Source organism: Marinobacter denitrificans, assembly GCF_008795955.1.
Lineage (GTDB): Bacteria > Pseudomonadota > Gammaproteobacteria > Pseudomonadales > Oleiphilaceae > Marinobacter > Marinobacter denitrificans.
In genome coordinates this window covers 542,087-568,188 of the sequence record NZ_VMHN01000002.1, presented here as the reverse complement: position 1 = coordinate 568,188, position 26,102 = coordinate 542,087, and the positions used below count along the sequence as shown (strand labels likewise).

General features: G+C 56.5%; 22 protein-coding genes and 1 pseudogene. 11 read left to right on the top strand and 12 right to left on the bottom strand.

Features of this window, described 5'->3' with window-relative positions:
• Positions 1-97 precede the first annotated feature (97 nt).
• Positions 98-1,750, top strand: coding sequence for a nitrite/sulfite reductase (locus FO268_RS10490; protein ID WP_150992676.1), 1,653 nt, complete (start codon positions 98-100; stop codon positions 1,748-1,750).
• Complete coding sequence (locus FO268_RS10485) at positions 1,743-2,246, top strand: DUF934 domain-containing protein (RefSeq protein WP_150992674.1); 504 nt, start codon at positions 1,743-1,745, stop codon at positions 2,244-2,246. Before FO268_RS10490 ends, FO268_RS10485 begins: the two co-directional genes overlap by 8 nt.
• 225 nt (positions 2,247-2,471) lie before the next feature.
• Here FO268_RS10485 and FO268_RS10480 read toward each other — a convergent pair whose 3' ends face one another.
• Together FO268_RS10480 and sohB are read right to left on the bottom strand one after the other, a co-directional pair.
• A complete protein-coding gene (locus FO268_RS10480; protein ID WP_150992672.1) occupies positions 2,472-3,470 on the bottom strand; it encodes a YhdH/YhfP family quinone oxidoreductase in 999 nt (332 codons plus the stop codon).
• A 24-nt stretch (positions 3,471-3,494) separates the two neighbouring features.
• Positions 3,495-4,559 (bottom strand): protease SohB, encoded by a 1,065-nt coding sequence (sohB, locus tag FO268_RS10475; RefSeq protein WP_150992670.1) that lies wholly within the window; start codon positions 4,557-4,559, stop codon positions 3,495-3,497.
• 197 nt (positions 4,560-4,756) lie between these two features.
• Between sohB and FO268_RS10470 the strand changes: the two genes are divergently transcribed.
• On the top strand, positions 4,757-5,071 hold the full coding sequence (locus tag FO268_RS10470; protein WP_150992668.1) for an SCP2 sterol-binding domain-containing protein: 315 nt from the start codon (positions 4,757-4,759) through the stop codon (positions 5,069-5,071).
• Positions 5,072-5,149: 78 nt separating this feature from the next.
• Here FO268_RS10470 and FO268_RS10465 read toward each other — a convergent pair whose 3' ends face one another.
• The 4 genes from FO268_RS10465 to FO268_RS10450 all read right to left on the bottom strand — a co-directional run bounded on the left by FO268_RS10465 (position 5,150) and on the right by FO268_RS10450 (position 9,045).
• Positions 5,150-6,856, bottom strand: coding sequence for a chemotaxis protein (locus FO268_RS10465; protein ID WP_150992666.1), 1,707 nt, complete (start codon positions 6,854-6,856; stop codon positions 5,150-5,152).
• 249 nt (positions 6,857-7,105) lie between these two features.
• Positions 7,106-7,816, bottom strand: coding sequence for a DNA polymerase III subunit epsilon (dnaQ, locus tag FO268_RS10460; protein WP_150992664.1), 711 nt, complete (start codon positions 7,814-7,816; stop codon positions 7,106-7,108).
• Positions 7,817-7,831: 15 nt separating this feature from the next.
• Positions 7,832-8,275 (bottom strand): ribonuclease HI, encoded by a 444-nt coding sequence (gene rnhA / locus FO268_RS10455; protein ID WP_150992662.1) that lies wholly within the window; start codon positions 8,273-8,275, stop codon positions 7,832-7,834.
• A complete protein-coding gene (locus FO268_RS10450) occupies positions 8,275-9,045 on the bottom strand; it encodes a class I SAM-dependent methyltransferase (RefSeq protein ID WP_150992660.1) in 771 nt (256 codons plus the stop codon). The genes rnhA and FO268_RS10450 overlap by 1 nt, the downstream gene beginning before the upstream one ends.
• A 95-nt stretch (positions 9,046-9,140) precedes the next feature.
• Here FO268_RS10450 and gloB point away from each other — a divergent pair, with 95 nt between their 5' ends.
• The 7 genes from gloB to FO268_RS10415 all read left to right on the top strand — a co-directional run bounded on the left by gloB (position 9,141) and on the right by FO268_RS10415 (position 18,313).
• Entirely contained in the window at positions 9,141-9,935 is a 795-nt protein-coding gene (gene gloB / locus FO268_RS10445; protein WP_150992658.1) for a hydroxyacylglutathione hydrolase, read from the top strand.
• Positions 9,936-10,100: 165 nt separating this feature from the next.
• A complete protein-coding gene (locus FO268_RS10440) occupies positions 10,101-11,834 on the top strand; it encodes a lytic transglycosylase (protein WP_150992656.1) in 1,734 nt (577 codons plus the stop codon).
• Positions 11,835-11,860: 26 nt separating this feature from the next.
• The gene (locus tag FO268_RS10435; protein WP_150992654.1) at positions 11,861-13,684 is read left to right on the top strand and encodes an extracellular solute-binding protein; all 1,824 of its coding nucleotides are present in this window, start codon (positions 11,861-11,863) and stop codon (positions 13,682-13,684) included.
• A gap of 38 nt (positions 13,685-13,722) precedes the next feature.
• Entirely contained in the window at positions 13,723-14,808 is a 1,086-nt protein-coding gene (locus tag FO268_RS10430) for a microcin C ABC transporter permease YejB (RefSeq protein ID WP_150992652.1), read from the top strand.
• Positions 14,805-15,833: an ABC transporter permease gene (locus FO268_RS10425; RefSeq protein WP_150992650.1), complete on the top strand. Its 1,029-nt coding sequence runs from the start codon at positions 14,805-14,807 to the stop codon at positions 15,831-15,833. Before FO268_RS10430 ends, FO268_RS10425 begins: the two co-directional genes overlap by 4 nt.
• Before the next feature lies 1 nt (position 15,834).
• A complete protein-coding gene (locus FO268_RS10420) occupies positions 15,835-17,424 on the top strand; it encodes an ABC transporter ATP-binding protein (protein WP_150992648.1) in 1,590 nt (529 codons plus the stop codon).
• A gap of 103 nt (positions 17,425-17,527) precedes the next feature.
• Positions 17,528-18,313: an enoyl-ACP reductase FabI gene (locus FO268_RS10415; protein WP_150992646.1), complete on the top strand. Its 786-nt coding sequence runs from the start codon at positions 17,528-17,530 to the stop codon at positions 18,311-18,313.
• 50 nt (positions 18,314-18,363) lie between these two features.
• Here FO268_RS10415 and FO268_RS10410 read toward each other — a convergent pair whose 3' ends face one another.
• Complete coding sequence (locus tag FO268_RS10410; protein WP_150992644.1) at positions 18,364-18,774, bottom strand: PilZ domain-containing protein; 411 nt, start codon at positions 18,772-18,774, stop codon at positions 18,364-18,366.
• A 41-nt stretch (positions 18,775-18,815) separates the two neighbouring features.
• The gene (locus FO268_RS10405; protein WP_150992643.1) at positions 18,816-20,639 is read right to left on the bottom strand and encodes a DUF1631 family protein; all 1,824 of its coding nucleotides are present in this window, start codon (positions 20,637-20,639) and stop codon (positions 18,816-18,818) included.
• A gap of 124 nt (positions 20,640-20,763) precedes the next feature.
• On the opposite strand from FO268_RS10405, the gene FO268_RS10400 reads away from it, so the two are divergent.
• Positions 20,764-21,837 carry a 3-deoxy-7-phosphoheptulonate synthase gene (locus FO268_RS10400; RefSeq protein ID WP_150992641.1) on the top strand — a complete coding sequence of 358 codons (1,074 nt, stop codon included), beginning with the start codon at positions 20,764-20,766 and terminating at the stop codon, positions 21,835-21,837.
• A gap of 38 nt (positions 21,838-21,875) precedes the next feature.
• Here FO268_RS10400 and cobA read toward each other — a convergent pair.
• The 4 genes and pseudogenes from cobA to lolA form a co-directional block, all read right to left on the bottom strand.
• Positions 21,876-22,697, bottom strand: a pseudogene (gene cobA, locus FO268_RS10395) (uroporphyrinogen-III C-methyltransferase); the annotation flags it as partial.
• Between the two features lie 14 nt (positions 22,698-22,711).
• Positions 22,712-23,986, bottom strand: a complete 1,275-nt coding sequence (gene serS / locus FO268_RS10390; protein ID WP_150992637.1) for a serine--tRNA ligase — start codon at positions 23,984-23,986, stop codon at positions 22,712-22,714.
• Between the two features lie 115 nt (positions 23,987-24,101).
• Positions 24,102-25,445, bottom strand: a complete 1,344-nt coding sequence (locus FO268_RS10385; RefSeq protein WP_150992635.1) for a replication-associated recombination protein A — start codon at positions 25,443-25,445, stop codon at positions 24,102-24,104.
• Positions 25,445-26,101, bottom strand: a complete 657-nt coding sequence (lolA, locus tag FO268_RS10380) for an outer membrane lipoprotein chaperone LolA (protein ID WP_150992632.1) — start codon at positions 26,099-26,101, stop codon at positions 25,445-25,447. The genes FO268_RS10385 and lolA overlap by 1 nt, the downstream gene beginning before the upstream one ends.
• Position 26,102 lies beyond the last annotated feature (1 nt).

Here is a 26,102-nt window from a genome sequence, read left to right as displayed (position 1 = left end):
GAAATAATCATTTTAAGAATAATGACACGGTGATATTCTCCTCCGCAAGAACAGGCACCAAAGCCGTATTTCCAGCGTTTCAGCAGGACGTTCCACTATGTATGTTTATGACGAACACGATCGGCAGATGGCTGCCGAGCGCGTTGCACAATTCCGTGATCAGACCGAACGGGCTCTGGCTGGCGAGCTGCGTGAAGACGAGTTTCTTCCGCTACGCCTGCAGAACGGGTTGTATGTGCAACGTCTTGCGCCGATGTTGCGTATCGCCGTTCCCTACGGAATGCTCCGTTCTGCGCAGCTTCGTCGGCTGGCCCGCATAACACGGGACTATGACAAAGGTTATGCCCACTTTACAACCCGCCAGAATGTCCAGCTCAACTGGCCGGCAATTGAAGATGTGCCTGACATTCTGGCGGAACTGGCAGAAGTGGAAATGCACGCCAACCAGACCAGCGGTAACTGTATCCGTAACACCACAACGGATCAGTTTTCCGGCGTCCAGGCAGATGAAATCACCGATCCGCGCCCCTATTGCGAGATCATTCGCCAGTGGTCGACTTTCCACCCGGAGTTTGCCTTCCTGCCCCGCAAATTCAAGGTGGCAGTGAACGCGTCCGAACACACGGATCGCGCCGCCATCCAGGTCCACGATATCGGCCTGCAGATGGTTCACAATGACCAGGGTGAGCTGGGCTTCCGGGTGCACGTTGGTGGCGGCCTTGGCCGTACTCCGATGGTCGGGCCGGTGATCCGTGAATTCCTGCCCGAACTGGACCTTCTCACTTATCTTGAAGCCGTGTTGCGTGTGTACAACCGCTATGGCCGCCGGGACAACAAGTTCAAGGCCCGCATCAAGATTCTGGTCAAGGCACTGACGCCTGAAGGCTTCGCCGCCAAGGTGGAAGAAGAATGGTCCCATATCAAGGACTCCCCTACCCGCTTGACGGCAGAGGCCATCAACCAGTTCAAGGGCTACTTCACCGAGCCGGATTACCAACAGGTACCGGATGTGACGGACTCCCTGGCCACCCAGCGCTTCGAGAACCGCGAGTTCGACCAGTGGATTTCCCACAATGTGGATGATCATAAAAAGCCGGGCTACACCATTGTAACGCTTACCATGAAGAAAACCGGCACGCCGCCAGGTGATGTCAGTGATCGTCAGCTTGAGCAGATTGCGGATCTCGCCGACCACTACAGTTTTGGCGAGGTGCGGGTTACCCATCAGCAGAACGTGGTTCTGGCGGATGTCAGAAAGGATAAATTGTTCGAGCTCTGGCAGGCTATTACTCCCATGGGTTTTGCCACTGCCAATCTCAACACCCTGACGGATGTGATCTGCTGCCCGGGGGGCGACTACTGCGCCCTGGCCAATGCCAAGTCCATTCCGGTTGCCGAGGCGATACAGCGCCAGTTCGATGACCTGGATTTTCTCTATGACATCGGCAACATTGACCTGAATATTTCTGGCTGCATGAACGCCTGTGGGCACCACCATGTGGGCAACATCGGTGTTCTTGGTGTCGACAAGAAGGGCCAGGAGTTCTACCAGATCAGTCTGGGCGGCTCCTCCCATCACGATGCGGCCATCGGCAAGATTCTGGGGCCATCCTTTGCCCGGGATGACATGCCGGAGGTAATCCAGAAGATCATTAATGTGTACGTCGATCACCGCACAGAGGAAGAACCTTTCTTGGACACCTATCGCCGTATCGGCATTGAGCCATTCAAGGAGCGGGTTTATGCCTGATCTGATCACCAGTGACGGAAATATCCGTCAGGACAATTGGGCGGTCGTCCCCCGGCCTGCAGACGGAGACTCTCTGGATATTCCGGATCAGCCTTCACTGATCCCGGCAGACCTCTGGTTGGCCGGCAAGGAGCACTTCGAGAACCGTGATGATATCGGGGTCTGGCTGGACAGCCATGAGGAGCCAGAGATTCTGGCTGGCGTGGTGAATGAACTTCCGGTTATAGCTGTGAATTTTCCGAAGTTCAGCGACGGTCGCGGCTATAGCACTGCCCGGTTGTTGCGGGAGCGGCTGAATTACCGGAATGAGCTGCGTGCCGTAGGCGATGTGCTTCTGGACCAGCTTCAGTTCATGAAGCGCTGCGGCTTTGACACTTATGTACTTCGGGCGGATAAGGACATCAACAAGGCTGCACGCTGCCTGAACTTCTTCACTCAGGGTTATCAGGCCGCTACGGATACCGACGTGCCGCTATTCCGTCGCCGGGCTTCCTGAATCTCTGGCTCCCCCGGGGGACTTCTTTAACTCCCCTGACGAACAAAGAGGGAGCCGGTAACCAAAACACGCCTCAAGACGTCCTGTTCGGCTTGGGCTCCGCCATCCTTGGCTCCGCACAGTTTTGGTTACCGGCCCCCTCTTGGTTCTCGTCAACCTTTCCCTCAGTCAAACGTAGGTCGGATTAGCCAAAGGCGTAATCCGACAAGCCCAAAGCATCCCTCTCTACCTGGAATGATCCAGAACTATCTTCCCTGAAGACTCCCCTTTCAAGAAGGCCTTCAGCGCCCCGTCCAGCTCACCACGACCAATATCACGCGCCGACGCTTCTGTCTTCTTACACGCCCAGTCGCCAGAAAACTTGTCCCATACGGCCTGCTTTTGCGCTAACGGAATTTCCACGGAATCCACACCCAGCAGGTTATTCCCACGCAGGATGAACGGCAGAACCGTAGTCTCCAGTTGTGGCCCTGCCACCAGGCCGCAACAAGAAACCGAACCGCCCGGGTGAATCTGCTTAAGCAACTCTGCCAACGGGCCGCCGCCGACAGTGTCCACGGCATTCGCGAAGGCCGGCTTCAGTAATGGCTTCTTTTCGCTCGCCAGAGCATCACGGCCCAGCACTTCGGTAGCGCCAAGATTTTTGAGTGAGTCTGCCTGGTCCTGCTTGCCACTGATGGCCACGACTTCGAAGCCGAGATTAGCAAGTAGTTCCACTGCAACACTGCCTACTGCGCCGCTGGCGCCGCTTACCGCGACTTTGCCCTGCTCCGGCTTGGCGCCCATGGTTAGCAGCTTTGTCACACACAGGCCCGCCGTCAGGCCGGCTGTGCCGTAGATCATCGCGGTGCGGGCATCCCAGCCCTGGGGCATGGCCACACACCAGTCTGCCGGCACGCGGATGTATTCGCCAAAGCCGCCGTCGGTGTTCATGCCGAGGTCGTAACCGGTAACCAGCACCTTGTCGCCAGCGGAGAATGCGCCGGCAGCGGCTTCCACCACTTCACCAGCAGCGTCTATGCCTGGAGTATGGGGATAGTTTCGGGTGACGCCCTTGTTGCCGGAGGCTGACAACGCGTCCTTATAGTTAAGGGAAGAGTGGCTGACCCGGATCAGAACGTCGTTCTCGGGCAGGTCCGATACGTGTAGTGTCTGCTCGGAACCGGCATACCCGCCGTCCTGTTCCTGAACACGCCACGCCTTGAACTCGGTGTCGTTCGTCATGATCTTTCCCCGTTGTCGTTGGCTTTACTGGATCTTCTGGTTACGGAATGCGCCCAGTACCCGCCATACGGTGTGCTCAAGTGCCGCACTGGTGGCCAGGCCGAGCTTTTCCGGTAAGGTGCGCTTGCGTTGGTAACTTACCGAGATTACGTCCGCACGGTCACAGGCTTCAATCAGAAATTCGTCGGACGTCTTGATTTCATCGATCAGGTTGACCTCAAGGGCACGGCGCCCGAACCAGATATCACCGTTAGCGACTGCTGCCAGGTCCAGCCCTGGACGGCGCTCGCCGACATATTCCTTGAACAGTAAGTGTGTATCTTCAAGGTCTTCCAGAAACTTTGCTCTGCCCTTGTCGGTGTTTTCACCAAAAATAGTCAGGGTGCGTTTGTGCTCACCGGCAGTGAGAACCTCAAAGTCCACATCATTCTTCTTCAGGAAGCGATGGAAGTTGGGCAACTGGGCAACCACACCAATGGAACCCAGGATGGCAAACGGGGACGCCACAATACGATCCGCCACGCAGGCCATCATATAGCCGCCACTGGCTGCCACCTTGTCAACACAGGCCGTCAGTTTGATGCCCTTGGCGCGGATACGGTCGAGTTGAGCGGCAGCCAGACCATAGGAATGCACCAGCCCGCCTCCGCTCTCCAGACGAATCACCACCTCGTCAGTTTCAGGCTCGGCAACGCTGAGTACTGCCGTGATGGAGCGGCGCAGGGAATCGGTATCACTGGCTTTGATGTCACCATCAAAATCCAGCACGTATACTTTCGGTTTTTCTTCCTCGGCGCCCTCACCAGACTTGCGCTTTGCCTTCGCCGCTTTTTCCTTTGCCTTCTCGGCTTTCTTGCGGGCCTTCTCGAAGGCTTTTCGCTCCGACTCACTACGCAGCCTGGCCTGAAGAGACTCCCTCAGTTTGCGGTACTTTTCATTGAGCTTGCGAACCCTCAGTTCACCATCCCCACCGTGATCATCCTTATCCTTCTGGGCAGTGGACATAATCACGGAAACAATGACCAGCAACGCCACCACCAGGGTAACCGTTTTCGCAATGAACAAACCGAACTCTGTCAGAAATTCCAAGTTGCTTCTCCAGGATTATTCTTGAGCGCTCGATTGTAACTGAGGTACCCAGAGGTACAACCCATCGGGATAAGAAAGAAAATTAAAACAAGCGTTCGATCGAGCTTGACACTGTTATTATCTCACCCTAAAGTCGAATGCTAAGCCTGCGTGCCCGCAGTCAATACGCCAAGACAAACACCAAAAAGGGTAAAACAATGTCTGTAGCTCCAATCTTTGAAAAGCTCGAACAGAATTTCAACGCAGACGCCGCTGAAGGCCTGGACCTGGTCTTCCAGTTCGATATCGAGGACGACAATAACTATCACGTGATTATCAAAGATGGCACCTGCCAAGCAGTCGAAGGTACTCACGACGACCCTTCTGTCACGCTGATCATGAACTCCGAAACCCTTAAGGGCATTGTGTCAGGCGAAACCGATGGCATGCAGGCATTCATGGCCGGCCAGCTGCGCGCCGAGGGCGACATGATGCTGGCCACAAAACTGGGTGAACTGTTCAACATGGGTTAATACCCGCTTGAGAACTCCCCATAAAAAAACCCTGCGAGAGTGCAGGGTTTTTTCGTTTCAACTACTCGAGCATTCCTCTCACAAGCCCACATCGTCCAGCGACGACTCCGCAAGACGCAAGAGATCGGCGTTACGCTCCTCACGCTTTCCGATGCTTTCAATATAATATTCAAGGGACGTGAGCGCGTCAGCCAGTGCTTCCAGAACCTGAGCCGGTGGAGCTTCTCTGGCATCCAGCAGGCGCTCCTGGATAGAGCCGGCGACCCGTTCGAGTACCGAGGCAGCCCCCGGATCATCAAGCATGTGCAAACCACCCCAAATGCTGTGCAGCGTACCCGGCAAGTTAGCCAGGTGGAGCTTGTCGTAGTCAGACTCTATAAAGGCAGTGATGGCCCGCTTGGCCAGGGTCAACGCACTTCTGGCCTCATCTGCCACCACAAACGTGGCTTCCCTGAGATACAGCGACTCTTCCCGGTTCCGTTGTCCGCCTGCCAGTGCGTCGGTTTCGGAGGTAATGCCTCTTGTCACGATCTGCATGACGGCGTCTTCTATGCCAAGCACTGAATCCGCCAGCTTGTAGAGCTCGTCATCCGCCGGTAACCGCTTTTCTTCTTCCCAGGTCCGCAGTTTGACTGCTTCCGCCCGGGCCATGGTGCCCAGCTGGTTCAGATCCAGCATCACCAGTGTATTTGCCATGCGCTCCAGCGCTTCGGCAATGGAGGACAGTTCAGCCAGATCCGGCTCGATGCCGCGCTCAACAATATCCAGCTTGTCTTTGAGCTGGTTAAGCTCGTCCTGCAAGGCTGTCGACAGGGACTTGAGTACATCAGATCCCGGGCCATAGAGCCGGCGGGCGTGGGCATCAAGCATGGAGTCGGGGAATTCCGCCGGTGCAAGACGGAAGGCCGACAGTACGGAGGTAACCTCCGGATTAGCTGAACCACTTCGGTACAGCAGATAGACCAGGTCCTTTATCAGAGAGTCCGGAGCGTCCTTTGCGGTAGCAACCTTGCCTACGTAAACCACTTCACGGGAATACTTTTCAATTCTCATGAACATGCGCTTACGGGCTTTACTGAACCCCATCGCGCGGTCGAGCATTGTGTCTGCAACAATGGCTACCAGGCACCACATCTGCCCCATCGATTGTCCCTGGCACAACCGGGCGAATCCCCGGGCGGCGCGGCCAAAAAGCTTTTTGCTGACCACCTCGTTCTTTTCGCGGAGAACCCCCAGCAACGCTACCTGAAAGGTAAGACGCATACGGCGAGCGAGAATTTCATACTCAGCCTCATTGCCCTCAAACGAAGGCACAGAAATTCCGGCGCAGAAATCCGGCCGCTCCTTGACGTCCACGTCGAAGAAGCAGGACTCGGGATAGGGTTTTTCCTTCCGGGCCTCGCGCAGATCATTGATTACCGGTAACAGAAGTTCGGGGTGATCGGCACGCTGCTGGTGGTAGTATTCAACGTAACGACGCAAGATAAAAAGCGCACTGTTAAGCGTGGTAAGGAGTATGTTCTTGTCATCGTTGGCGCCCACGGGGACGTCGTTCGCCATACTGACTGCTTCCTGACACAGCAAGGTGCCGGCACGCAGCTCAACAAGAATGAAAATGCCACGGAGCTGGTTCAGAAAATCCACACAGTTCTGCAGGTCCTCACCGCTCTCCCGATTTTCCTGAAAGCGTTCCAGGCTGGACTCTGCCTGTCTTATGGTCTGCTCAATCTCACTTTTGACCAGATCAAATGACTGTGATTTCGTCGCCAGAGACGATTGAACCATAAACGCTTCCTGTAAATTATGCGGAAACTACCGCGTCCTGTTCTTGGAATGTGACCCTTTCGGTATTTTTCTGGGCCTTTTTATGAGCCAGTTTTACCCTTCCCAGCTAAAACAAAAGTTCGCGAAAACTCGCGAACTTATCATTACTTATAACACAAAACTCAAGTTGCTCAACAAAGCGGGAATGTAACAAAAAGTACAGTCCGGCACAGTTCTCATTGCGGGGCAGCTATCCGACCCAGCTCCTCATTACTCTTTCTGCGCCAGCTTGCCCCAAACTGTCTCGCCCGCCTGTTTGGCAAGCAGCTCCATGAACTCTTCATGAGCAGACGCCTCCTCGTTACTGGCCAGAATGACATTAAGTGGCTTGCGGTCATCTGGCAGCCGACGGATACCACCCTCACCTCCGGCTCCATCGTTACCGGCGTCCAGAGACAGGGCGGTCTGGCCACCTGTGAGGAGAAGATAGACTTCAGCAAGTATCTCCGCATCCAGCAAGGCCCCGTGGAGGTCCCGACTACTATTGTCGACACCGTACCGTTTGCACAACGCATCAAGGTTGTTTTTCTGCCCCGGGTGTTTTTTTCGTGCAATGGCAAGAGAGTCCACCACGCCGCAGTGGTCAGCAGTCTTGCGGACCGGTTTCAGACGGGCAAATTCCGAGTCCATGAAACCGATATCGAAGGCGGCATTATGAATGACGAGCTCCGCGCCTTTGATGAACTCGAAGAACTCCGCGGCAATGTCCGCAAATTTTGGCTTGTCGGCAAGAAACTCATTCGTTATCCCGTGAACGCCTATAGCCTCAGCTTCCACTTCCCTTTCCGGATTGATATACACATGATAATGGCGCCCGGTGGTCTGGCGCTCCATCAGTTCCACGCACCCGATCTCAATGATCCTGTGCCCTTCCGCCGGATCAATACCGGTGGTTTCCGTATCCAGTACAATCTGTCTCATTATCCGCCCTGCCCGTTATGCGTTCGCCAGTTCTTCAACACCACGATTGGCGAGCTCGTCTGCCAGCTCATTCCCCGGATTTCCGGAGTGGCCTTTTACCCAGTGCCAGTTCACGGTATGCCGCGCCACTTCTTTGTCCAGTTCGCGCCAGAGATCTTCATTCTTGACCGGTTTCTTTGCCGACGTCTTCCAACCGTTGCGTTTCCAGCCGTGCATCCACTCAGTGATGCCTTTGCGCACGTACTGGGAATCCGTATACAACTCCACTTCACAGGGTCGTTTCAGGGCTTCAAGGCCACGTATGGCGGCCATCAGTTCCATCCTGTTGTTGGTTGTATTGCCTTCGCCACCATGCAGCTTCTTGGTAGCGTTTCCATAATTGAGCACAACACCCCAACCTCCTGGGCCTGGATTTCCCTTGCAGGCGCCATCGGTGTAGAGAACAACCTTACCGGCCATCAGTATTCCTCGACTTGACTATGATTAAGAGCGGCTCCCCTGCCCGGCAAGGCAATCACCTTCTTGCCCTGCCAGACCGGCTTGCGAGGCATTCTTGAGTAAACCCTTTTTTTGGCAAGGATACAGTAATAGGCGCCCGCCGGCAGGAACCGGTTACCACAAACCCTTTCCATTATCCCTGTTCGCTCACTCAGTACCGCACGCTGAAGAGGCACCTGAAAAAATGAGGAGCCGGCCGATTCCACTGAGAAATCCAGCAGCCTGAGCCAGTCTTCCATTCGCCGCTTCAGCATGAACCGGCCGCCCCAGGGACCACCGCGGTGCCGGGACATCAACTTCCTGAGCCCCCAGAGGCTGAACGGATTGAATCCGATCAGCACCATCATTCCTTCACCGCGAAGCACCCTGGAGGCCTCCCGCAGGGCCTGGTGGGGATGGGGCGAAAAATCGGCGGTATGATGAAGTATTACCAGGTCCATGGAGTCGCCGGGAAAAGGCAGCTCATCTGCATCACAAACCGCTACGCCTTCGGGAATCACTGAATTCCAGCGGGGCGTAGTGAGAATTCTCTGGGTGAAATCAGTTGCGCCTGCCAATGGCAGACGGTGGCTCAGCCCAACCTGCAACTGTCGGGCCCCCGACAGTTTTGCAGTGTGATGATCAACACAGGCCCTTTGATCTGCCAGCAGAGAGCGGCCCAGCGGTGTCTGGAACCAGTTCTCAAAGCTCTGCTGTCGGGCAGAGTAATCAATATCACCTGCTGTGGTCATCGCCGTGTTCCCCTGTTTCATCCCGCGCGGTGTTGGGACGTCGCTGTTAATGCACTATCATAACAGTCACATTCGTCTTGCACATGTGGGAGCCTATGCTGACCATTAGCGCTATTCCAGCTTTTAATGACAACTACATCTGGTGCCTGTTCAACACTGAAGACCGGCAGGCACTGATTGTCGATCCGGGCCAGGCAGAGCCCGCTATCCGCTTCCTGGCAGATAACGACCTGAAGCTGGATACCATTCTGGTTACCCACCATCATCCGGATCACGTTGGCGGTGTTGGCGCCCTTGCGAAGACGGCGCCCGACTGCCGCATCATCGGGCCCGCGCATTCGCCCTTCAAGGGGGCCAACAGCGAGGTCCACCCCGGCGATGAAGTGGTATGGCAGGATCTGACATTCAATGTGCTGGCCGTACCCGGCCATACGCTGGACCACATTGCCTACTTTACCGACTGCCCGGTGAACGAGCGCCCGGTGCTGTTTTGTGGCGACACGCTGTTTGTCTGCGGTTGCGGGCGATTGTTTGAAGGAACGCCGGAACAGATGAAGCAGTCCCTGGAATCCATCCGGAATCTGCCGGACGATACCGCAGTCTATTGCGCCCACGAATACACCATGGCTAACCTGAAATTTGCCAGGCACTGGCTTCCGGATGATGCGCCGCTGCGCGAATTTGAAGCCCAGTGCCAGAGACTACGGGATGATGGCAAACCGACGGTGCCGTCCATTCTGGGTGACGAAAAACGGTTGAACCCTTTCCTCCGCTGGGATGACCAGGCCGTTATCGACTCGGCGAAAAAACATGCAGGCAAGGCCGGGCTGACGATCACCTCAGAAAATGACGTTTTCGCCGTCACCCGTCACGGAAAGGACACCTTTTAGCAAGCAGGGGGTAACAAATTCTATCAATGCGGTAACGAGAGTCTTGTTGACCCCCTGAAAAGTGTTCCAATAGAATTCATGTAACTTTTGCGCCGTAAACCATTAAATATGCCGGGATTTTAGACAGATCTACCCGGTGTCGCCCAGCCAACCGGAAGTCGCTATATGTCGGTCTCGCGAATCTCAATCCTTTTCCTTCTCGGCACCCTCACCAGCGGTTGCAGCATCCTCAGCCCTGGTGAACGCGATCACGCTGGAGCTTCCGCAAACGTTCTTGAAACCGAAAAACTGACCGTTGCTGCCGGAGACGAGGATCTCAAGGAATCTATACAATCCGACCCGGACGGCAGGTCTGCCGACAAGTCTTCCCGCACCCAGCTTGATGATGCCATCGAGCCTTCCCTGAAAAAAACAGCAGAAGATGCCCGGCGAAAACTGGACACACCTGACCAGGATAAATCCACTGAAGCCGTCGCTGTATCAGACTTGTGGCAACGGATGAGATCGGGGTTTGCCCTCGACCACGACGCCAGCGACCCGAGGGTACAAGCCCAGCTCAACTGGTACAAAAAACACCCCCAATACATTGACCGGGTTGTTGAGCGCGGCAGTCGTTACCTGCACTACATTGTGACTGAAACCCAGAAGCGTGGCCTGCCCACAGAACTCGCCCTGCTCCCGGTGGTGGAAAGCGCGTTCGATCCGTTTGCCTATTCCCATGGGCGCGCAGCCGGCCTGTGGCAATTCATTCCGTCCACCGGCAAGTATTTCGGCCTGACCCAGAGCTGGTGGCACGACGACCGCCGCGACGTCATCGCAGCTACAGATGCGGCACTGACATACCTCGACAGGTTGGCCACGCGTTTTGATGGCGACTATATGCTGGCACTGGCCGCCTATAACAGTGGCGGTGGCACCGTTTCCAGTGCCATGAGGCGCAACCGCAAAAAGAACGCCGCCACAGATTTCTGGTCACTGGACCTGCCCCGGGAAACCCGCCACTACGTGCCCAAGCTGATCGCGCTTGCCAAGATCTTCGACCAGCCCGAGAAGTACGGCATTGAGCTGCCACCACTTGCGGATGAGCCCTATTTTGAGGTGGTGCAAACCGGCTCACAGCTGGATCTTGCCCAGGCCGCCGAACTGGCAAGCGTCGACATTGACGAAATCTACCTGCTCAACCCCTCTTTCAATCGCTGGGCCACGTCACCGGAGGGCCCCCACCGCCTGCTGGTGCCACGAGAGAATGCCAGAACATTTACCGCCGCACTTGAAAAGACCGACCCTTCGCAACGCGTGTCCTGGAACAACTACAAGGTGGTATCCGGCGATACGCTCAGCACCATCGCCAAACGCTACTCCACCACGCCTTCGGTTATCCAGCAGGTTAATAATCTGGACAGCCACATTATCCGTATCGGACAACGTCTGATGATTCCCTCTGCAGCCAAGCAGTCAGAGGCCTACGCCCTGAGCGCCAACGAACGTCTTGCCAGCAAACAACAACGTAGCGGCAAGAACAGTAACGGTACCCGCGTTGACTATACCGTACGCTCGGGCGATACGTTCTGGGATATTGCCCGTGAACACCGCGTCTCCGTTCGGCAAGTGGCGTCCTGGAATGGTATGGCGCCGGGCGACCCGCTGATGCCGGGCAAGAAACTGGTGATCTGGTCCAAGTCCAAGCAGCCAGCCATGCTGGCAAGCAACACCAGGGGCAAGGGTATGGTCCGCAAGGTGGGCTACCAGGTACGTAAAGGCGACTCGCTCTCCACGATTGCCAACCGTTTCGCGGTGAATGTGAGGGATATCGCAAGCTGGAATGATCTCAATACCTCCCGTTATCTGCAGCCCGGTCAAAGTCTGGTACTCTATGTGGACATAAGAAACAGTCCCTGAGCCTGAACCGGATACGTGCGAGATCTATGACAAGAACACGGAAAGCCTCATCCCTGATCAGCATTTTCAGCGTTATCGCCATGGCCATGTTGCCATGGCAGTCATCTTCAGCCGACAGCACAGCGACGCACGGCATTGCCATGCACGGCGACACCGGATACCCAGACGGCTTCCCCCATTTTGATTACGTCAACCCCGAGGCCCCCAAAGGGGGCACCTTGCGGATGGCCGTTGTAGCCAATGGCTTTGATTCTTTTAACCCTTTCGTTATTCGAGGCGTCGCTGCGGCCGGAATTAACGCCTATGTTTACGATACCTTGCTGGAAGCCTCGGCAGACGAGCCCTTCTCTGCCTATGGACTGATTGCGGAAACCTTAGAAACACCCGAGGACCGGAGTTACGTTACGTTCAATCTGCGCGAGGAAGCACGGTTCCAGGATGGCGAGCCGATTACCGCCGAGGATGTGAAGTTTTCGTTCGAGATCCTGACCACCGAGGGCCACCCGTTCTACCGCAACTATTACGCGGACGTGACCGAAGTAACGATTGAGGGTGACCGACGAATCCGTTTCGATTTTGCAGAAACCAACAATCGCGAACTACCCCTGATACTCGGCCAGCTTCCCGTTCTTCCCAGCCACTACTGGGAGAATCGCAAGTTCGGAGACAATGGCCTTACCCCCCCGGTGGGGAGCGGCCCTTATCGAATCGGCAATTTCGAGGCTGGCCGCTCAATTACCTTCGAGCGGGTCAAGGATTACTGGGCAGCGGAACTCGGCGTCCGCAAAGGTAAGTTCAATTTCGATAGAATCCAATACGACTACTATTCCGACGACACCGTCGCCCTCGAATCGTTCCGGGCCGGCAACTTTGACTTCCGCGTGGAATCGTCCGCCAAAAACTGGGCAACTGCCTACAAGGGCAACCAGTTCGACTCCGGCAAAGCCAAAACCGAAGCCGTCGAGCATGGCCGCCCCGCAGGAATGCAGGCGTTTGCCATGAACACCCGGCGCGACGTTTTCAGCAATCCGAAAGTGCGGGAAGCTCTGGCCTACGCATTCGACTTTGAATGGGCCAACAAAAACCTCTTCTATGGGCAGTACAGCCGCACTTCCAGCTACTTCGAGAACAGTGAACTGGCCTCGTCTGGCCTGCCCGAAGGGCGGGAACTGGAGATTCTGGAACCCTACCGCGATCAGTTGCCCGAGGATGTTTTCACCGAAGAATACCAACCTCCCTCCACTGCCGGTGAAGGCGGCCTGCGTGAAAACCTGCGTACAGCCCTTACGATACTTCGCGAAGCCGGATACGCGGTAAAAGAAGGTGCCATGGTGAACGTGGAAACCGGCGAGCCACTCGCATTCGAGATACTCATTCACCAGAAAACCTTTGAGCGCGTGGTACTGCCCTTCAAGAACAATCTGGCCAAGCTGGGTATTGATGTGTCGGTACGCCTGGTAGATACCAACCAGTATATCCAGCGGATCCGTGAGTTCGACTACGACATGACGGTTCAGGGTATCGGGCAGTCTGACTCGCCGGGCAATGAACAAAGAGAGTACTGGCACTCCTCCACTGTCGACGCAAAAGGGTCACGCAATTATATGGGCGTTGAAAGCCAGGTTGTCGATGACCTCGTCGACATGGTCATTCAGGCGCCGAGCCGGGAAGAACTTGTCCACCGGGTTCGCGCGCTGGACCGGGTTTTGCTCCATGGGCATTACGTGATCCCTAACTGGTACCTGGCCAAGGACCGTATCGCTTACTGGTCGTTCCTGCAGCGCCCGGAAACTGTGCCCAAAAATGGCGTGGATATAAATAACTGGTGGGTAGAAAGCACTGACCAATGATGCAGATCTCTGAAGAAACCGTGACGGAGTTCCGCTGAATGGGCAGTTACATTCTCAGGCGTCTGGCGCTGATTATTCCTACCCTGCTGGGTATCATGCTGCTCAATTTCGTGATCGTTCAGGCCGCGCCGGGCGGGCCTGTTGAACAGCTGATTGCTGAGACCGAAGGGCATGGTGGCGGTGCTCTTGCCAGGGCTGGCGGCGGTGGTGCCGGCGGTGAGGTGACTTCATCCAGTGGCGACAGCCGTGGCTCCCGCGGGCTCCCGGACGAATTGCTTCGGGAAATCGAAGTGATGTACGGCTTCGACAAACCACCCCACGAACGCTTTCTGAAAATGCTCGGTGACTACGCCACTTTTGATTTCGGCGATTCGTTCTTCCGCGACCGTTCAGTGATTGAGTTGATACTGGACAAAATGCCGGTATCAATCAGCCTTGGGTTATGGTCCACCCTGATTATCTACCTGATCTCCATTCCCCTCGGCATTCGCAAGGCCGTTACCGATGGCTCCCGCTTCGATGTGTGGAGTAGTTCCGCCATTGTGGTTGGCTACGCCATTCCCGGCTTCCTGTTCGCGATACTGCTGATTGTCCTCTTCGCCGGCGGCAGTTATCTGGACTGGTTTCCACTGCGTGGCCTGACGTCTTCCAACTTCGATGAACTTAACTGGTACCAGAAAATCGGAGACTACTTCTGGCACCTGGCGTTGCCAGTCACCGCCAATGTAATCGGCGGTTTCGCCACCCTCACCTTGCTGACCAAGAACTCCTTCCTGGACGAGATCAGCAAGCAGTATGTAGTAACGGCGAGAGCCAAAGGCCTGGAAGAAAAACAGGTGCTCTACGGCCACGTGTTCCGCAACGCAATGCTGATTGTGATTGCCAGCCTCCCGGGGGTTCTGGTCTCCCTGTTCTTTACCGGCTCACTGCTGATTGAAGTAATCTTTTCACTGGACGGGCTCGGCCTGCTCGGTTTTGAAGCGGCCCTGAACCGCGACTACCCCGTGATCTTCGGAACACTCTTCATTTTCACCCTCATGGGTCTGGTACTGAAACTGGTCAGCGACATCACTTATGTACTGGTGGATCCGCGCATCGATTTCGAGAGCCGGGAGGGATCATGACTGTGGTAAAGCTGACCCCGATCCAGCAGCGCCGGCTTGCCAACTTCCGTAAAAATCGTCGTGGCTTCTGGTCCCTGTGGGTATTTCTTGCCCTCTTCGGGCTCTCCCTGATTGCCGAGCTGATTGCCAACGACGTGCCGCTGGTCACCTATTACAAGGGAGATCTCTATTTCCCGGTGGTGGAGAGCGTGCCCGAGGAAACCTTTGGCGGTTTTCTGCCAACGGAAGCGGATTACCGCGATTCGTTCATTGCCGATGAAATCGAGGCCAACGGCTGGATGATCTGGCCGCCAATACGCTTCAGTTACAACACCACCAATTACAACCTCGAAGTACCCTCACCGGCACCCCCCAGCACCGAGAACTGGATCGGTACCGACGATCAGGGTCGAGATGTTGCCGCCCGGGTGATCTATGGATTCCGTATTTCTGTCCTGTTCGGGCTCATTCTCACCATACTCAGCTGCATCGTTGGGGTTATTGTCGGTGCCATTCAGGGGTTTTACGGTGGCAAGATTGACCTGATCGGGCAGCGCTTCATTGAGGTATGGTCGGGCCTTCCCGTTCTGTATCTGCTGATCATCCTTTCGAGTATTGTGCAACCGAACTTCTGGTGGTTGTTGGGCATCATGCTGCTATTCAGCTGGATGGGCCTGGTGGATGTAGTGCGGGCAGAGTTCCTCCGTGCCCGCAACTTCGAGTATGTGAAAGCCGCCAGGGCCCTGGGACTGGGCAACCGCAAGATCATGTTCCGGCATATTCTGCCCAATGCCATGGTGGCAACGCTGACCTTCCTGCCGTTCATACTGACCGGCGCCATCACCGGACTGACGTCGCTGGATTTCCTGGGGTTCGGCCTGCCATCGGGGTCCCCGTCCCTCGGCGAGCTGATCGCTCAGGGCAAGTCCAATCTCCATGCGCCGTGGCTCGGTATTTCAGCGTTCATTTCCCTGTCCATCATGCTGACCTTGCTTGTATTCGTCGGCGAAGCGGTGCGTGATGCCTTCGACCCGAGAAAGAACTGATATGTCGCAGCTTCTGGAAATCAAGGACCTGTCCGTCACGTTTGACGCCTCCATACCGGCAGTCCAGCGGCTGTCGCTCCGGATCAACCGGGGTGAAACCGTCGCTCTCGTTGGCGAAAGCGGTTCCGGGAAATCGGTATCGGCATTGTCGGTTCTGCGTCTGCTGGATGAGCGCCACGCCAGCTACCCATCCGGTGAGATTGTTTTCCACGGCGAGGACATGCTGAAAGCCAGTCAGAAGCGGCTACGACAGATTCGCGGCCGCCAGATCAGCATGATCTTCCAGGAGCCCATGACATCGCTGAACCCCCTGCATACCGTTGAAAAGCAGATCAGCGAGACTCTCGCCCTGCACAAGGGCATGCGCGGGCCCCAGGCAAGATCCCGCTGCATCGAGCTACTGGAACTCGTGGGTATACCATCGCCCGAGGAGCGCCTGAACAGCTATCCGCATCAGTTGTCAGGCGGCCAGAAACAACGGGTTATGATAGCCATGGCGCTGGCCAACGAGCCCGACCTTCTGATCGCCGACGAGCCCACCACTGCCCTGGATGTCACGGTTCAGAAACAGGTGCTGGAATTGCTCAAAGACCTCCAGCACAAGCTGGGCATGGCTATCCTGCTTATTACCCATGATCTGTCCATTGTTCGTCGATATGCGGATCATGTTGTGGTTATGGAACGGGGCCTTTTGGTGGAAGAAGCGCCGACCAGAACCCTGTTTGAAGATCCACAGCATCCCTATACCCGACGCCTGCTTGATGCAGAGCCACCGGCCTCACCGTCAGGAGCCATGGTCAACAACAAGGCTCTTCTGGACGTGGATAGCCTGGACGTTCGCTTCATTACCCGTAAAAGCCTGCTGGGCAAGCCGAAAGCCTGGTTTCAGGCCGTCGAAAAGGTCAGTTTTTCCCTCAACCAGGGCGAGACACTTGGTATCGTGGGAGAAAGCGGCAGTGGCAAAACCACTATTGGCCACGCCCTGCTCAAGCTCACCGGCAGCACGGGTAGCATCCGGCTGGCCGGAGAGGAGTTGTCCCACCTGGACCAGAAAGCGTTCCGTCCCTGGCGCAGTCGTATCCAGATCGTATTTCAGGACCCTTTCGGCAGCCTCAGCCCCCGTATGTCCGTGGCGGAAATTATTCGCGAGGGGCTTGAGATTCATGCACCGGCGACTCCGGAAGAACAGGACCGGAAAGTTGTTCAGTCCCTGGACGATGTAGGTCTGGATCCGGACGCCCGCCATCGTTATCCCCATGAATTCTCCGGCGGGCAGCGACAGCGAATTGCCATTGCCCGGGCGCTGGTTCTTCAGCCAGAGCTGATCATTCTGGACGAGCCTACCTCTGCGCTTGACCGCACGGTTCAAAAACAGGTGATCACCCTTCTGCGGGATCTGCAGGACAAATATGGTCTAAGCTATGTATTTATCAGCCACGATCTGTCGGTGGTGAGGGCGCTCAGCCACAAACTTCTGGTTCTCAAAAACGGCCGCGTGGTGGAATATGGTGAAGCATCCGGAATTTTCAGCGCACCGCAGCACGAATACACCCGTGAGTTGCTTGGGGCGGCGCTTTTCTATACCCGGTAACACTACCCGGCCGCTCGGGCCTGGCACTACGACCAATTGAGCGTTACCCGCACCGCTGCGGTTCATGGATAATGCCTTAAACTGAAACACAGGGAGAATCGATATGGGATTACTCAGTGGCAAGAAAGCACTGATTGTCGGCGTTGCAAGCAAGCATTCGATTGCCTATGGCATCGCAGATGCCTTCGCCAGAGAAGGCGCCGAACTGGCTTTTACCTACCAGAATGAAAAGCTTAAATCCCGGGTGGAGAAATTCGCCGAAGGCTGGGGCAGCTCGCTGATTTTTCCGTGCGACGTCGCCAGCGATGACGAAATCGAAGCCGTGTTCACCGATCTGGGCAAGCACTGGGATAATATCGACGTTATTGTACATTCCGTTGGCTTTGCGCCGGGCAATGAACTCGATGGCAACTACGTTGACGTTACCACCCGTGAAGGCTTCCGTATCGCCCACGACATCAGCTCCTACAGCTTTGTAGCCCTGGCCAAGGCCGGCCGCAAGATGATGCACGAAAACAGCTCGCTGCTGACCCTGAGCTACCTGGGCGCAGAAAAGGTACTGCAGAATTACAACGTGATGGGGCTGGCCAAGGCGTCACTGGAAGCCAACGTTCGCTATATGGCCGGCAGCCTGGGCCGTGATGGTATTCGGGTTAACGCTATCTCCGCGGGGCCCATCAGGACCCTGGCAGCCTCCGGCATCAAGAGCTTCCGCAAAATGCTTGCGGAGAACGCCCGCAGGGCGCCCCTGCGTCGCAATGTGACCACCGATGAAGTTGGCAACGCCGCCGCTTTCATGTGCTCTGACCTGGCCAGTGGCATCACCGGCGAAATCATGTATGTTGACGCCGGTTTCAACATCACCGGCATGGGCGAACTCGAAGACTGACAACGCCCGCAGTTTCCCGACGGGGGCCTTTTCCCTGCCGGGAAACTGCGTCAGCCTTCCGACATTGCCCTGGCGACCGCTTCAACCCACTCCAGATACGCCGTATCGTCCGACTCCAGTATCTGCAGTCCCACCAGCCAGCCACGGGCTTCAGCCGGGCGACACCACACCACCTCGACCATTAACCGGAAAGCTTCGGATACTTCTTCCAGGCTCACCCAGGCAGGCAAGATCGCCCCGGTCGTTAACGGCTCAGAGGTGACAAGCCGGACTCCCCTTGCGGACAGATCGCTGGTTCGCGAGACCAACGAGCGCCCTGGGCCGCCACCAGACTCATCGGGAACGGATGATTCTAGCTCCACAGTTACCTTTGCGCTCGCCGTGAGTCGGTACTCGGAACGATTATCCCCGTATTCCGGAGATTCGTCATAGTCACCAAAGTCGTAATCGATATCGCTCATGATTTTCCCCTGGCTATAACCTGGCTAAGCCGACTGACCGGTCAATTCCTGCCGACCCGGATGCGTCCCACAACCCTGGAAAGGGTGTCATCGAATTCTGCAGAAGCTCCCAGTACCCGAATGCGGCCTGCAACAATCTCGTCCACTAGCTCATCAAACAGGAACTCCCGACGGTTCAGGCCCAGCCGATCCACGAACACCAGTTTCTTTGAGGCATTGATTCGCACGGCGAGTTTCAGGCGAACCGCATCCTGACCGACCCCGGAACTCTCTTCCACAATCCAGCCTCCCAGTTTGATGCCGTCTACAAGTTCCCGGGCGGCCGCCAATTTCTCGCGCACCACACGGTCCTGCTTGGCCTCTTCTTCAGCCAGGCGCCTGGCTTCCGCCGCCTGCTCGCTACGGGCCAGCGCCGCCCGCCTTGCGGCTTCCTCTTCCTGCTGGCGCCGTTGTGCCTCTTCCTTTTCCTGTCGCAAAGCATCGGCACGGGCTTTTGCTTCTTTCGCAGCCTGGTCACGCTGAAGCTTCTGACGATCAAGTACTACCGACAAAGAAGAAATGGTTTCCGCCAACACTTCGCCAAACGGTTTGAGCGGAGGCAAAGGCCTCAGGGTGCCGTCGTCCAGGCTGGCCACAAACCTGCTCCAGGGCAACAGGCCAAGCTTGACGCCAGCGCCATTGGTCCAGAGCACTTCACAGGTATCTGGCAGCAGCGCAAAAAAGAACCTGCGCCGCTCACTTGCGCCCTCACCTTCAACGAACCACTTGCCCTGCAAGGGAGTGACCTCCTGTTCTGCCGGTTCAGAGAATGTAAGCCAGGAAGCATCCCACGAAAAACGGTTATCGGTCGGCAGTGCGGGCACAAGATCGGGAGTTTCGCCCCGCAGGCGGGCAACCATCACCGCCTGAACACCCTCAAGCGCTTTGTCGGCCAGCGGCTTTTTCTGAACCCGGTTCCACACATCCGCTATGCGGTCACCGATCTGCTCGCCAACCGTATAGAGCCGGTTCCGATCCTTGTCCGAAAGGTCAGGATCGCCAATCCACACCAGCCATTCCAGAAGTTTGCCGGCGTGGCGCCAGTTTTCGCCCTCAGTACCTTCTTCCCAGACTATCTGTTTCAGGAGTCCGAACCAGTGGTCAAAAACAAAGCTCACAATTGCCTGTGGCAATTCGCGATTCTGCAGGGCCCGCCCCACCAATGCGCGGGCTGTGTGCTCCGCCCGCCGTTGCCTTGCGGCCCCCCGCTCTGTTTCCAGCAAACGTTGGCGCAGCCTGTCGTTCTGTTGTTCCCGCTTCCCGGCGTCTTCCTCCCACTGCTGGCAGAAAGCCAGTACAGGGTCGATATCGCCCGAATCAAAACTGCCGGAAACCGCTATAATCAGAGCATCCAACTGATCCAGTAGTGTTCTGGCAGAGCGTCCGCCTGACGCACTCCAGCCACGGCAGTCCTGCAGGCTATCCAGCCATTGAACGAGCGTGTCGTGGAGGGCATCGGCGCCTACAAGATTCATTCGCCAGGCAAAAAAGAATCTCAGGCGTGCAATCCGACGGGCGAGTTCCGGATGCAGCCCACTGGTTTTCAGGAATACACCCATAATGCGGTCGGCAACATAGGCAGAGTTGATCTGCCGCACTGACCAGGTGAGGGAAACGGAACGAATCACACGAGTGACTGGCTCGTCCCTTTGCTCTGTCCAGCAGGAAAGCAGTAATGGCCCCCAGTCGCTGGCCGCATCCGGTGACAGCTTTCGGGCCGGGTATGGAAGATCGGGTACGCGAATGCCGGAGAGCACGTCGGCCATCTTCTCTGCGACCCGCTTCCGGGGCAGGACTTTCCCCTTGTTCTGCGTGCTCTGCTGCATCCGTTCTCCGCGCGTCAGAAGCGTTGAAAAGGTCTATCAAATAACGCAGTATAACCAACTCGCCGGGGTTTACTGCAACTTAACACCGGCCGGTTATGTTTTATGCGACGGGGATAACAACAGAATGTCGGGCACCAAACTAGAGAATCTGAATGTGGCGAGTCAGGAACCATTGATCACACCTGAAGCGCTGAAGCAGGAATTGCCGCTTTCCGGCAAGGCCGCGGAAACCGTGGAAAACGGCCGCCAGGCCATTTATGACATCATGGACGGCAAGGATCACCGCCTGTTTGTGGTTGTGGGCCCCTGCTCTATTCACGATGTTGAAGCCGCCCGGGATTATGCCGTAAAGCTCAAGAAGCTGGCAGACGAAGTCAGTGATACGCTCCTTATTGTCATGCGGGTGTATTTCGAGAAGCCGCGTACCACTGTTGGCTGGAAGGGCCTGATTAACGATCCCCACCTGAACGACACCTTTGATATCGAACAGGGTCTGCACATCGGCCGCCGCCTTTTGCTGGATATTTCAGAGCTGGGCCTGCCAACGGCCACCGAAGCCCTTGACCCGATTTCCCCGCAGTACCTTCAGGACACCATTTCCTGGTCAGCCATCGGCGCCCGTACCACCGAATCCCAGACCCACCGTGAGATGAGCAGCGGGCTGTCCATGGCCATTGGTTTCAAGAATGGCACAGATGGCAGCCTTGATGTCGCAGTCAACGCCATGAAGTCGGTTTCACACCCCCACAGCTTCCTGGGCATCGACCAGCAGGGCAAGGTGGCGATCATCCGCACCCGTGGCAACAACTACGGCCACGTGGTTCTTCGTGGCGGCGGGGGCAAGCCCAACTACGATTCTGTCAGCGTCGCCCTGTGTGAACAGGCTCTGGACAAAGCCAAACTGCGCCAGTCCATCATGGTGGACTGCAGCCACGCCAATTCCAGCAAGGACCCGGCAATCCAGCCACTGGTGCTGCAGGACATCACCCACCAGATTCTGGAGGGCAACCAGTCCATTCAGGGGCTGATGGTGGAAAGTAACCTTAACTGGGGCAACCAGTCTATCCCCGAAAACCTGGCGGATCTCAAATACGGCGTTTCCGTGACTGATGCCTGTATTGACTGGGAAACCACTGAAAAAGCCCTGCGCGATATGCGGGACAAGCTCAAGGACGTGTTGCCGAAGCGTCGCGGCTGATCCGGCGCCGCGACTGGCTAAGAGCTGCGACTGAAGAGTCAGCCGCCTATCCAGTCCAGCCTGCTTCTGAGGGTCACCACCCTGCCTATGATAACCAGGGTAGGAGCAGGCACATCATTTTCCTCGACCCGCTCAACAATATTCGAGAGGTCTCCGGTTACAACCTGTTGCTGCGGCGTGGTACCGCGAGAGACCAGCGCTACCGGCATATCCGGCGACATACCATTGGCAATCAGCTCTCTGCAGATGATAGGCAAACCCACTAACCCCATGTAGAACACCAAAGTCTGGTTGTTCTGGACGAAATCTTTCCATGGCAGGTCGCAGGTATCGTTCTTGAGATGCCCCGTCACAAACCGGACCGACTGGGCATGGTCCCTGTGGGTGAGCGGAATGCCGGCGTAGGCTGCACATCCCGAGGCAGCGGTAATACCCGGCACAACCTGGAACCGCACACCGGCGGCGGCCAGGGTTTCGATCTCCTCACCGCCGCGCCCAAAAATGAAAGGATCCCCTCCCTTCAATCGCACGACTTTGAGCCCCTTGCGTGCAAGCTCCACCAGGCGGTTGTTGATCTGCTCCTGGGGCAAGGTATGGTTCGACCGCTGTTTGCCCACATGGACGCGTTCAGCGGATTCCGGAATGAGCGACAGGATTTCCGGCGATACCAGGCGATCGTACAATACCACTTCCGCAGACTGGATCAGGCGCCAGGCCTTCAACGTCAGAAGTTCCGGATCACCGGGGCCGGCACCGACAAGTGCGACCTCCCCCTCGGAGTTGTTGGGGTTATCGGTGACCGGATTTATCCGGTATCGAACTGGTGCAGGCTTCGCACCAACGCCCTTCCATGGTGCATCGTCGGATCTGTCACTCATTGGATTCTTTCTACGCCTCCCATATACGGCTTCAGGACTTCGGGAACCAGAATGCTGCCGTCTTCCTGCTGGTAGTTCTCCATGACCGCTATCAGTGCACGACCCACGGCCAGGCCGGAACCGTTCAGCGTATGGACCGGCTCGGGCTTGTTGGTTTCCGGATTACGCCAACGTGCATGCATACGCCGTGCCTGGAAGTCCCGGGTGTTGGAGCAAGAGGAAATTTCACGGTATTTGTCCTGGCCTGGCAGCCATACCTCAATATCGTAGGTGCGAGCCGCTGCGAACCCCATATCACCGCCACAGAGGTCCACTAACCGGTAAGGCAGCTCCAGTAATTGCAATACCTTTTCGGCGTGGCCCGTAAGGGCTTCCAGCGCTGCTTCGGATTCTTCTGGCCGTACCACCTGAATCAGTTCCACTTTGTCGAACTGGTGCTGCCGGATCATGCCACGTGTGTCACGTCCGTAAGAGCCAGCTTCACTTCGGAAACAGGGGGTATGGCACACCATCTTCAACGGCAACTCTTTGGCGTCCAGGATGGTATCGCTGACCAGGTTGGTCGCTGGCACTTCCGCCGTGGGAATCAGGTACAGCGGCTTCTCGCCATCCATACGGAAAAGGTCTTCCTCGAACTTCGGAAGCTGGCCGGTACCATAAAGAGTTTCAGCGTTGACCAGATAGGGTACATAGGCCTCCGTATAGCCATGCTCTTCTGTATGCAGGTTCAGCATGAACTGGGCCAGTGCCCGGTGCAGTCGCGCGACCGGGCCGCGCATCACTGCAAAACGGGAATGGGCCAGACGCGTAGCGGTTTCAAAGTCCAGCCCGCCAAGCGCCTCGCCCAGTGCAACGTGGTCCCTGGGTTCGAAGTCAAAGCTCTTCGGAGTGCCCCAGCGCCGGACCTCTACGTTGTCGTCCTCGCTTTCTCCCACAGGCACCGTTTCATCCGGCAGGTTCGGAATCGCGGCCAGGAAGTCGTTGAGTTCTTCCTGAAGCACGCGCAATTCATCTTCAGCTTCCGACTTCTGCTTCTTCAGGTTTTCTACTTCGTCCAGTAACGGCTGAATATCCTCACCCGCGGCTTTGGCCTTACCAATGGATTTCGACTGGCGGTTCTGCTCGCCCTGCAAGGTTTCCGTTTTCACCTGGATCGCGCGTCGGCGTTCCTCAAGCTGATCGAAGGTGGCTTTGTCAAAGGTAAAGCCCTTGATGGCCAGGCGACGGGCGATCTCTTCAGTCTGGGTGCGGACACGTTTGGGATCGAGCATGGTTATCCTGAATTTTCCGGTTCAAAGGTAAGTGGACACTGTTTTTAACGATGGACTGGGCATTATACCTGCGAGGATGTCTGTGGCTACAGCAGGCACGGCCAGGCGGGGAATTTCAGTTTTGCGGGTAGCGTTTACGGGGGCTGCTGGTGTTCCATTCATCCAGCCGGCCGCGCTTTTCGGCGAGTTTGATTTCAAGGCCACGGTTTACCGGCTGATAGTACCGGCGTTGGTGTATGGCTTCCGGCAGGTAGGACTCGCCAGCGGCAAAGGCTTCCGGCTCGTCATGGGCGTAACGGTATTCGTCGCCATGCCCCATGGACTTCAACAGTTTGGTGGGTGCATTGCGAAGGTGGACGGGCACGTCGTAATCCGGATCGTTACGGATGTCGGCCATGCATCGATTGAATGCCTTGTACACGGCATTGCTCTTTGGTGCCAGCGCCAGATACGTCACCGCCTGGGCAAGAGCCAACTCTCCTTCCGGTGAGCCCAGCCTTTCCTGGGCCTCCCAGGCGTCCATGGAAATCTGCAGCGCCCGGGGGTCGGCGTTACCGATGTCTTCACTGGCAATTCTTGCCAGCCTGCGAGCGACATACAGAGGGTCACAGCCGCCGTCCAGCATACGGCACAACCAGTACAGAGACCCGTCCGGGTCCGATCCCCGGACCGACTTGTGCAGCGCCGATATCTGGTCGTAGAAAACATCGCCGCCCTTGTCGAATCGCCTGAGACTGGTCTGGAGAACCTGCTCCAGATGCTCGCGGGTAATTTTCGCAGCGCTGCCCTCGTCCGGCTCGGCAAGATCCGTGGCCACTTCAAGGATATTCAGTGCCCGCCTGGCATCGCCGCCGGAGGCGGAAGCCATCAGGTCCAGCACTGGCCCTTCCACCGTGAAACGTCCTCCCAACCCCTCCGGGGATGAGAGCGCGCGCATGAGCAGTTCCAGAATATCCTCATCCGCAAGGTTCTTGAGGACATAAACCCGGGTGCGGGACAACAGTGCACTGTTCAGTTCAAAAGATGGGTTTTCCGTGGTGGCACCCACGAAAATGAAGGTGCCATCTTCAATATGGGGAAGAAAGGCATCCTGCTGACTCTTGTTGAAACGGTGGACTTCGTCCACGAACAACAGGGTATCCCGGCCTTCGCTGCGCTTACGCTCCTTTGCGCGCTCAACAATCGCGCGGATGTCCTTTACGCCACTCAGAACAGCGGAAACGGTCTCAAAACTCAGGTCGCTGAGGTTGGCCAGCAGGCGGGCAAAGGTGGTCTTGCCGACGCCCGGAGGCCCCCAGAGGATCATGGAATGGAGCTGGCCCTGTTCTACTGCCCGTCGAAGCGGTTTACCCTCACCGACAAGATGGCCCTGGCCAACATACTCGTCGAGATTTGCCGGGCGCATTCGTGCAGCCAGTGGCCGAAACCCCTGCTGTTCCCCGAACAGGCTTTCCTGCATCAGGCTCCGTCCCGGATCACATCCACATCATCGGGATACTCGAGAACAAAGGCGGTGTCACTCACTTCTTCGTTGAGGCGGATATCGTCAAAGCTCAACACGCTCAACTGGGACATCGAATCCTGCATTCGCATTTCCTGCAGCTCTCCCTTGGAAAACGTCAACCGCAGGGATACAAAGAGCGAATCTTCGCTTCTCGGTTCCAGGGTGAATTCCCGGTTTTGTTCGCCAACAGAGCGCATGGACACCTTGTAGGTCTCGTCAAGATTATCCACTTCCCCACTGAGCAACAATGCAGGGGTTGTGGAGACTTTCTCATCCAGACTGTGGACGGTAACCTGCTCCAGGTCCGGGTCGTAAACCTCTACCTTGTCGCCGTCGCTGACGACAAACTGGGAGTGAGGCTGACTGGTCTCCCAGTAAAACAGGCCCGGACGTTTCGCCTTGAGGGAGCCCCGGCTTTCCTGCACACGGTTGCCGTTCTCGTTGACCACGATCTGAATAAAGCTGGCCTGAAAGGTTTCGTAACTTTCCAGCATGGACGCCAGTTCGGTTGCGGCGGCTTCACCACTTTCTTCCGCGTGGGCGGGCAAGGTGAACGCCAGCAGCGCCGCCAACAGGGATGCCGCCCAAAAAGCCTTCGGTGATTCCATCATT

Coding starts and splice junctions, on each gene's coding strand:
- FO268_RS10490 (WP_150992676.1), top strand. CDS start 98: ATGTATGTTTATGACGAACACGATCGGCAGATGGCTGCCGAGCGCGTT.
- FO268_RS10485 (WP_150992674.1), top strand. CDS start 1,743: ATGCCTGATCTGATCACCAGTGACGGAAATATCCGTCAGGACAATTGG.
- FO268_RS10480 (WP_150992672.1), bottom strand. CDS start 3,470: ATGACGAACGACACCGAGTTCAAGGCGTGGCGTGTTCAGGAACAGGAC.
- FO268_RS10470 (WP_150992668.1), top strand. CDS start 4,757: ATGTCTGTAGCTCCAATCTTTGAAAAGCTCGAACAGAATTTCAACGCA.
- FO268_RS10465 (WP_150992666.1), bottom strand. CDS start 6,856: ATGGTTCAATCGTCTCTGGCGACGAAATCACAGTCATTTGATCTGGTC.
- dnaQ (WP_150992664.1), bottom strand. CDS start 7,816: ATGAGACAGATTGTACTGGATACGGAAACCACCGGTATTGATCCGGCG.
- rnhA (WP_150992662.1), bottom strand. CDS start 8,275: ATGGCCGGTAAGGTTGTTCTCTACACCGATGGCGCCTGCAAGGGAAAT.
- FO268_RS10450 (WP_150992660.1), bottom strand. CDS start 9,045: ATGACCACAGCAGGTGATATTGATTACTCTGCCCGACAGCAGAGCTTT.
- gloB (WP_150992658.1), top strand. CDS start 9,141: ATGCTGACCATTAGCGCTATTCCAGCTTTTAATGACAACTACATCTGG.
- FO268_RS10440 (WP_150992656.1), top strand. CDS start 10,101: ATGTCGGTCTCGCGAATCTCAATCCTTTTCCTTCTCGGCACCCTCACC.
- FO268_RS10435 (WP_150992654.1), top strand. CDS start 11,861: ATGACAAGAACACGGAAAGCCTCATCCCTGATCAGCATTTTCAGCGTT.
- FO268_RS10430 (WP_150992652.1), top strand. CDS start 13,723: ATGGGCAGTTACATTCTCAGGCGTCTGGCGCTGATTATTCCTACCCTG.
- FO268_RS10425 (WP_150992650.1), top strand. CDS start 14,805: ATGACTGTGGTAAAGCTGACCCCGATCCAGCAGCGCCGGCTTGCCAAC.
- FO268_RS10420 (WP_150992648.1), top strand. CDS start 15,835: ATGTCGCAGCTTCTGGAAATCAAGGACCTGTCCGTCACGTTTGACGCC.
- FO268_RS10415 (WP_150992646.1), top strand. CDS start 17,528: ATGGGATTACTCAGTGGCAAGAAAGCACTGATTGTCGGCGTTGCAAGC.
- FO268_RS10410 (WP_150992644.1), bottom strand. CDS start 18,774: ATGAGCGATATCGATTACGACTTTGGTGACTATGACGAATCTCCGGAA.
- FO268_RS10405 (WP_150992643.1), bottom strand. CDS start 20,639: ATGCAGCAGAGCACGCAGAACAAGGGGAAAGTCCTGCCCCGGAAGCGG.
- FO268_RS10400 (WP_150992641.1), top strand. CDS start 20,764: ATGTCGGGCACCAAACTAGAGAATCTGAATGTGGCGAGTCAGGAACCA.
- serS (WP_150992637.1), bottom strand. CDS start 23,986: ATGCTCGATCCCAAACGTGTCCGCACCCAGACTGAAGAGATCGCCCGT.
- FO268_RS10385 (WP_150992635.1), bottom strand. CDS start 25,445: ATGCAGGAAAGCCTGTTCGGGGAACAGCAGGGGTTTCGGCCACTGGCT.
- lolA (WP_150992632.1), bottom strand. CDS start 26,101: ATGATGGAATCACCGAAGGCTTTTTGGGCGGCATCCCTGTTGGCGGCG.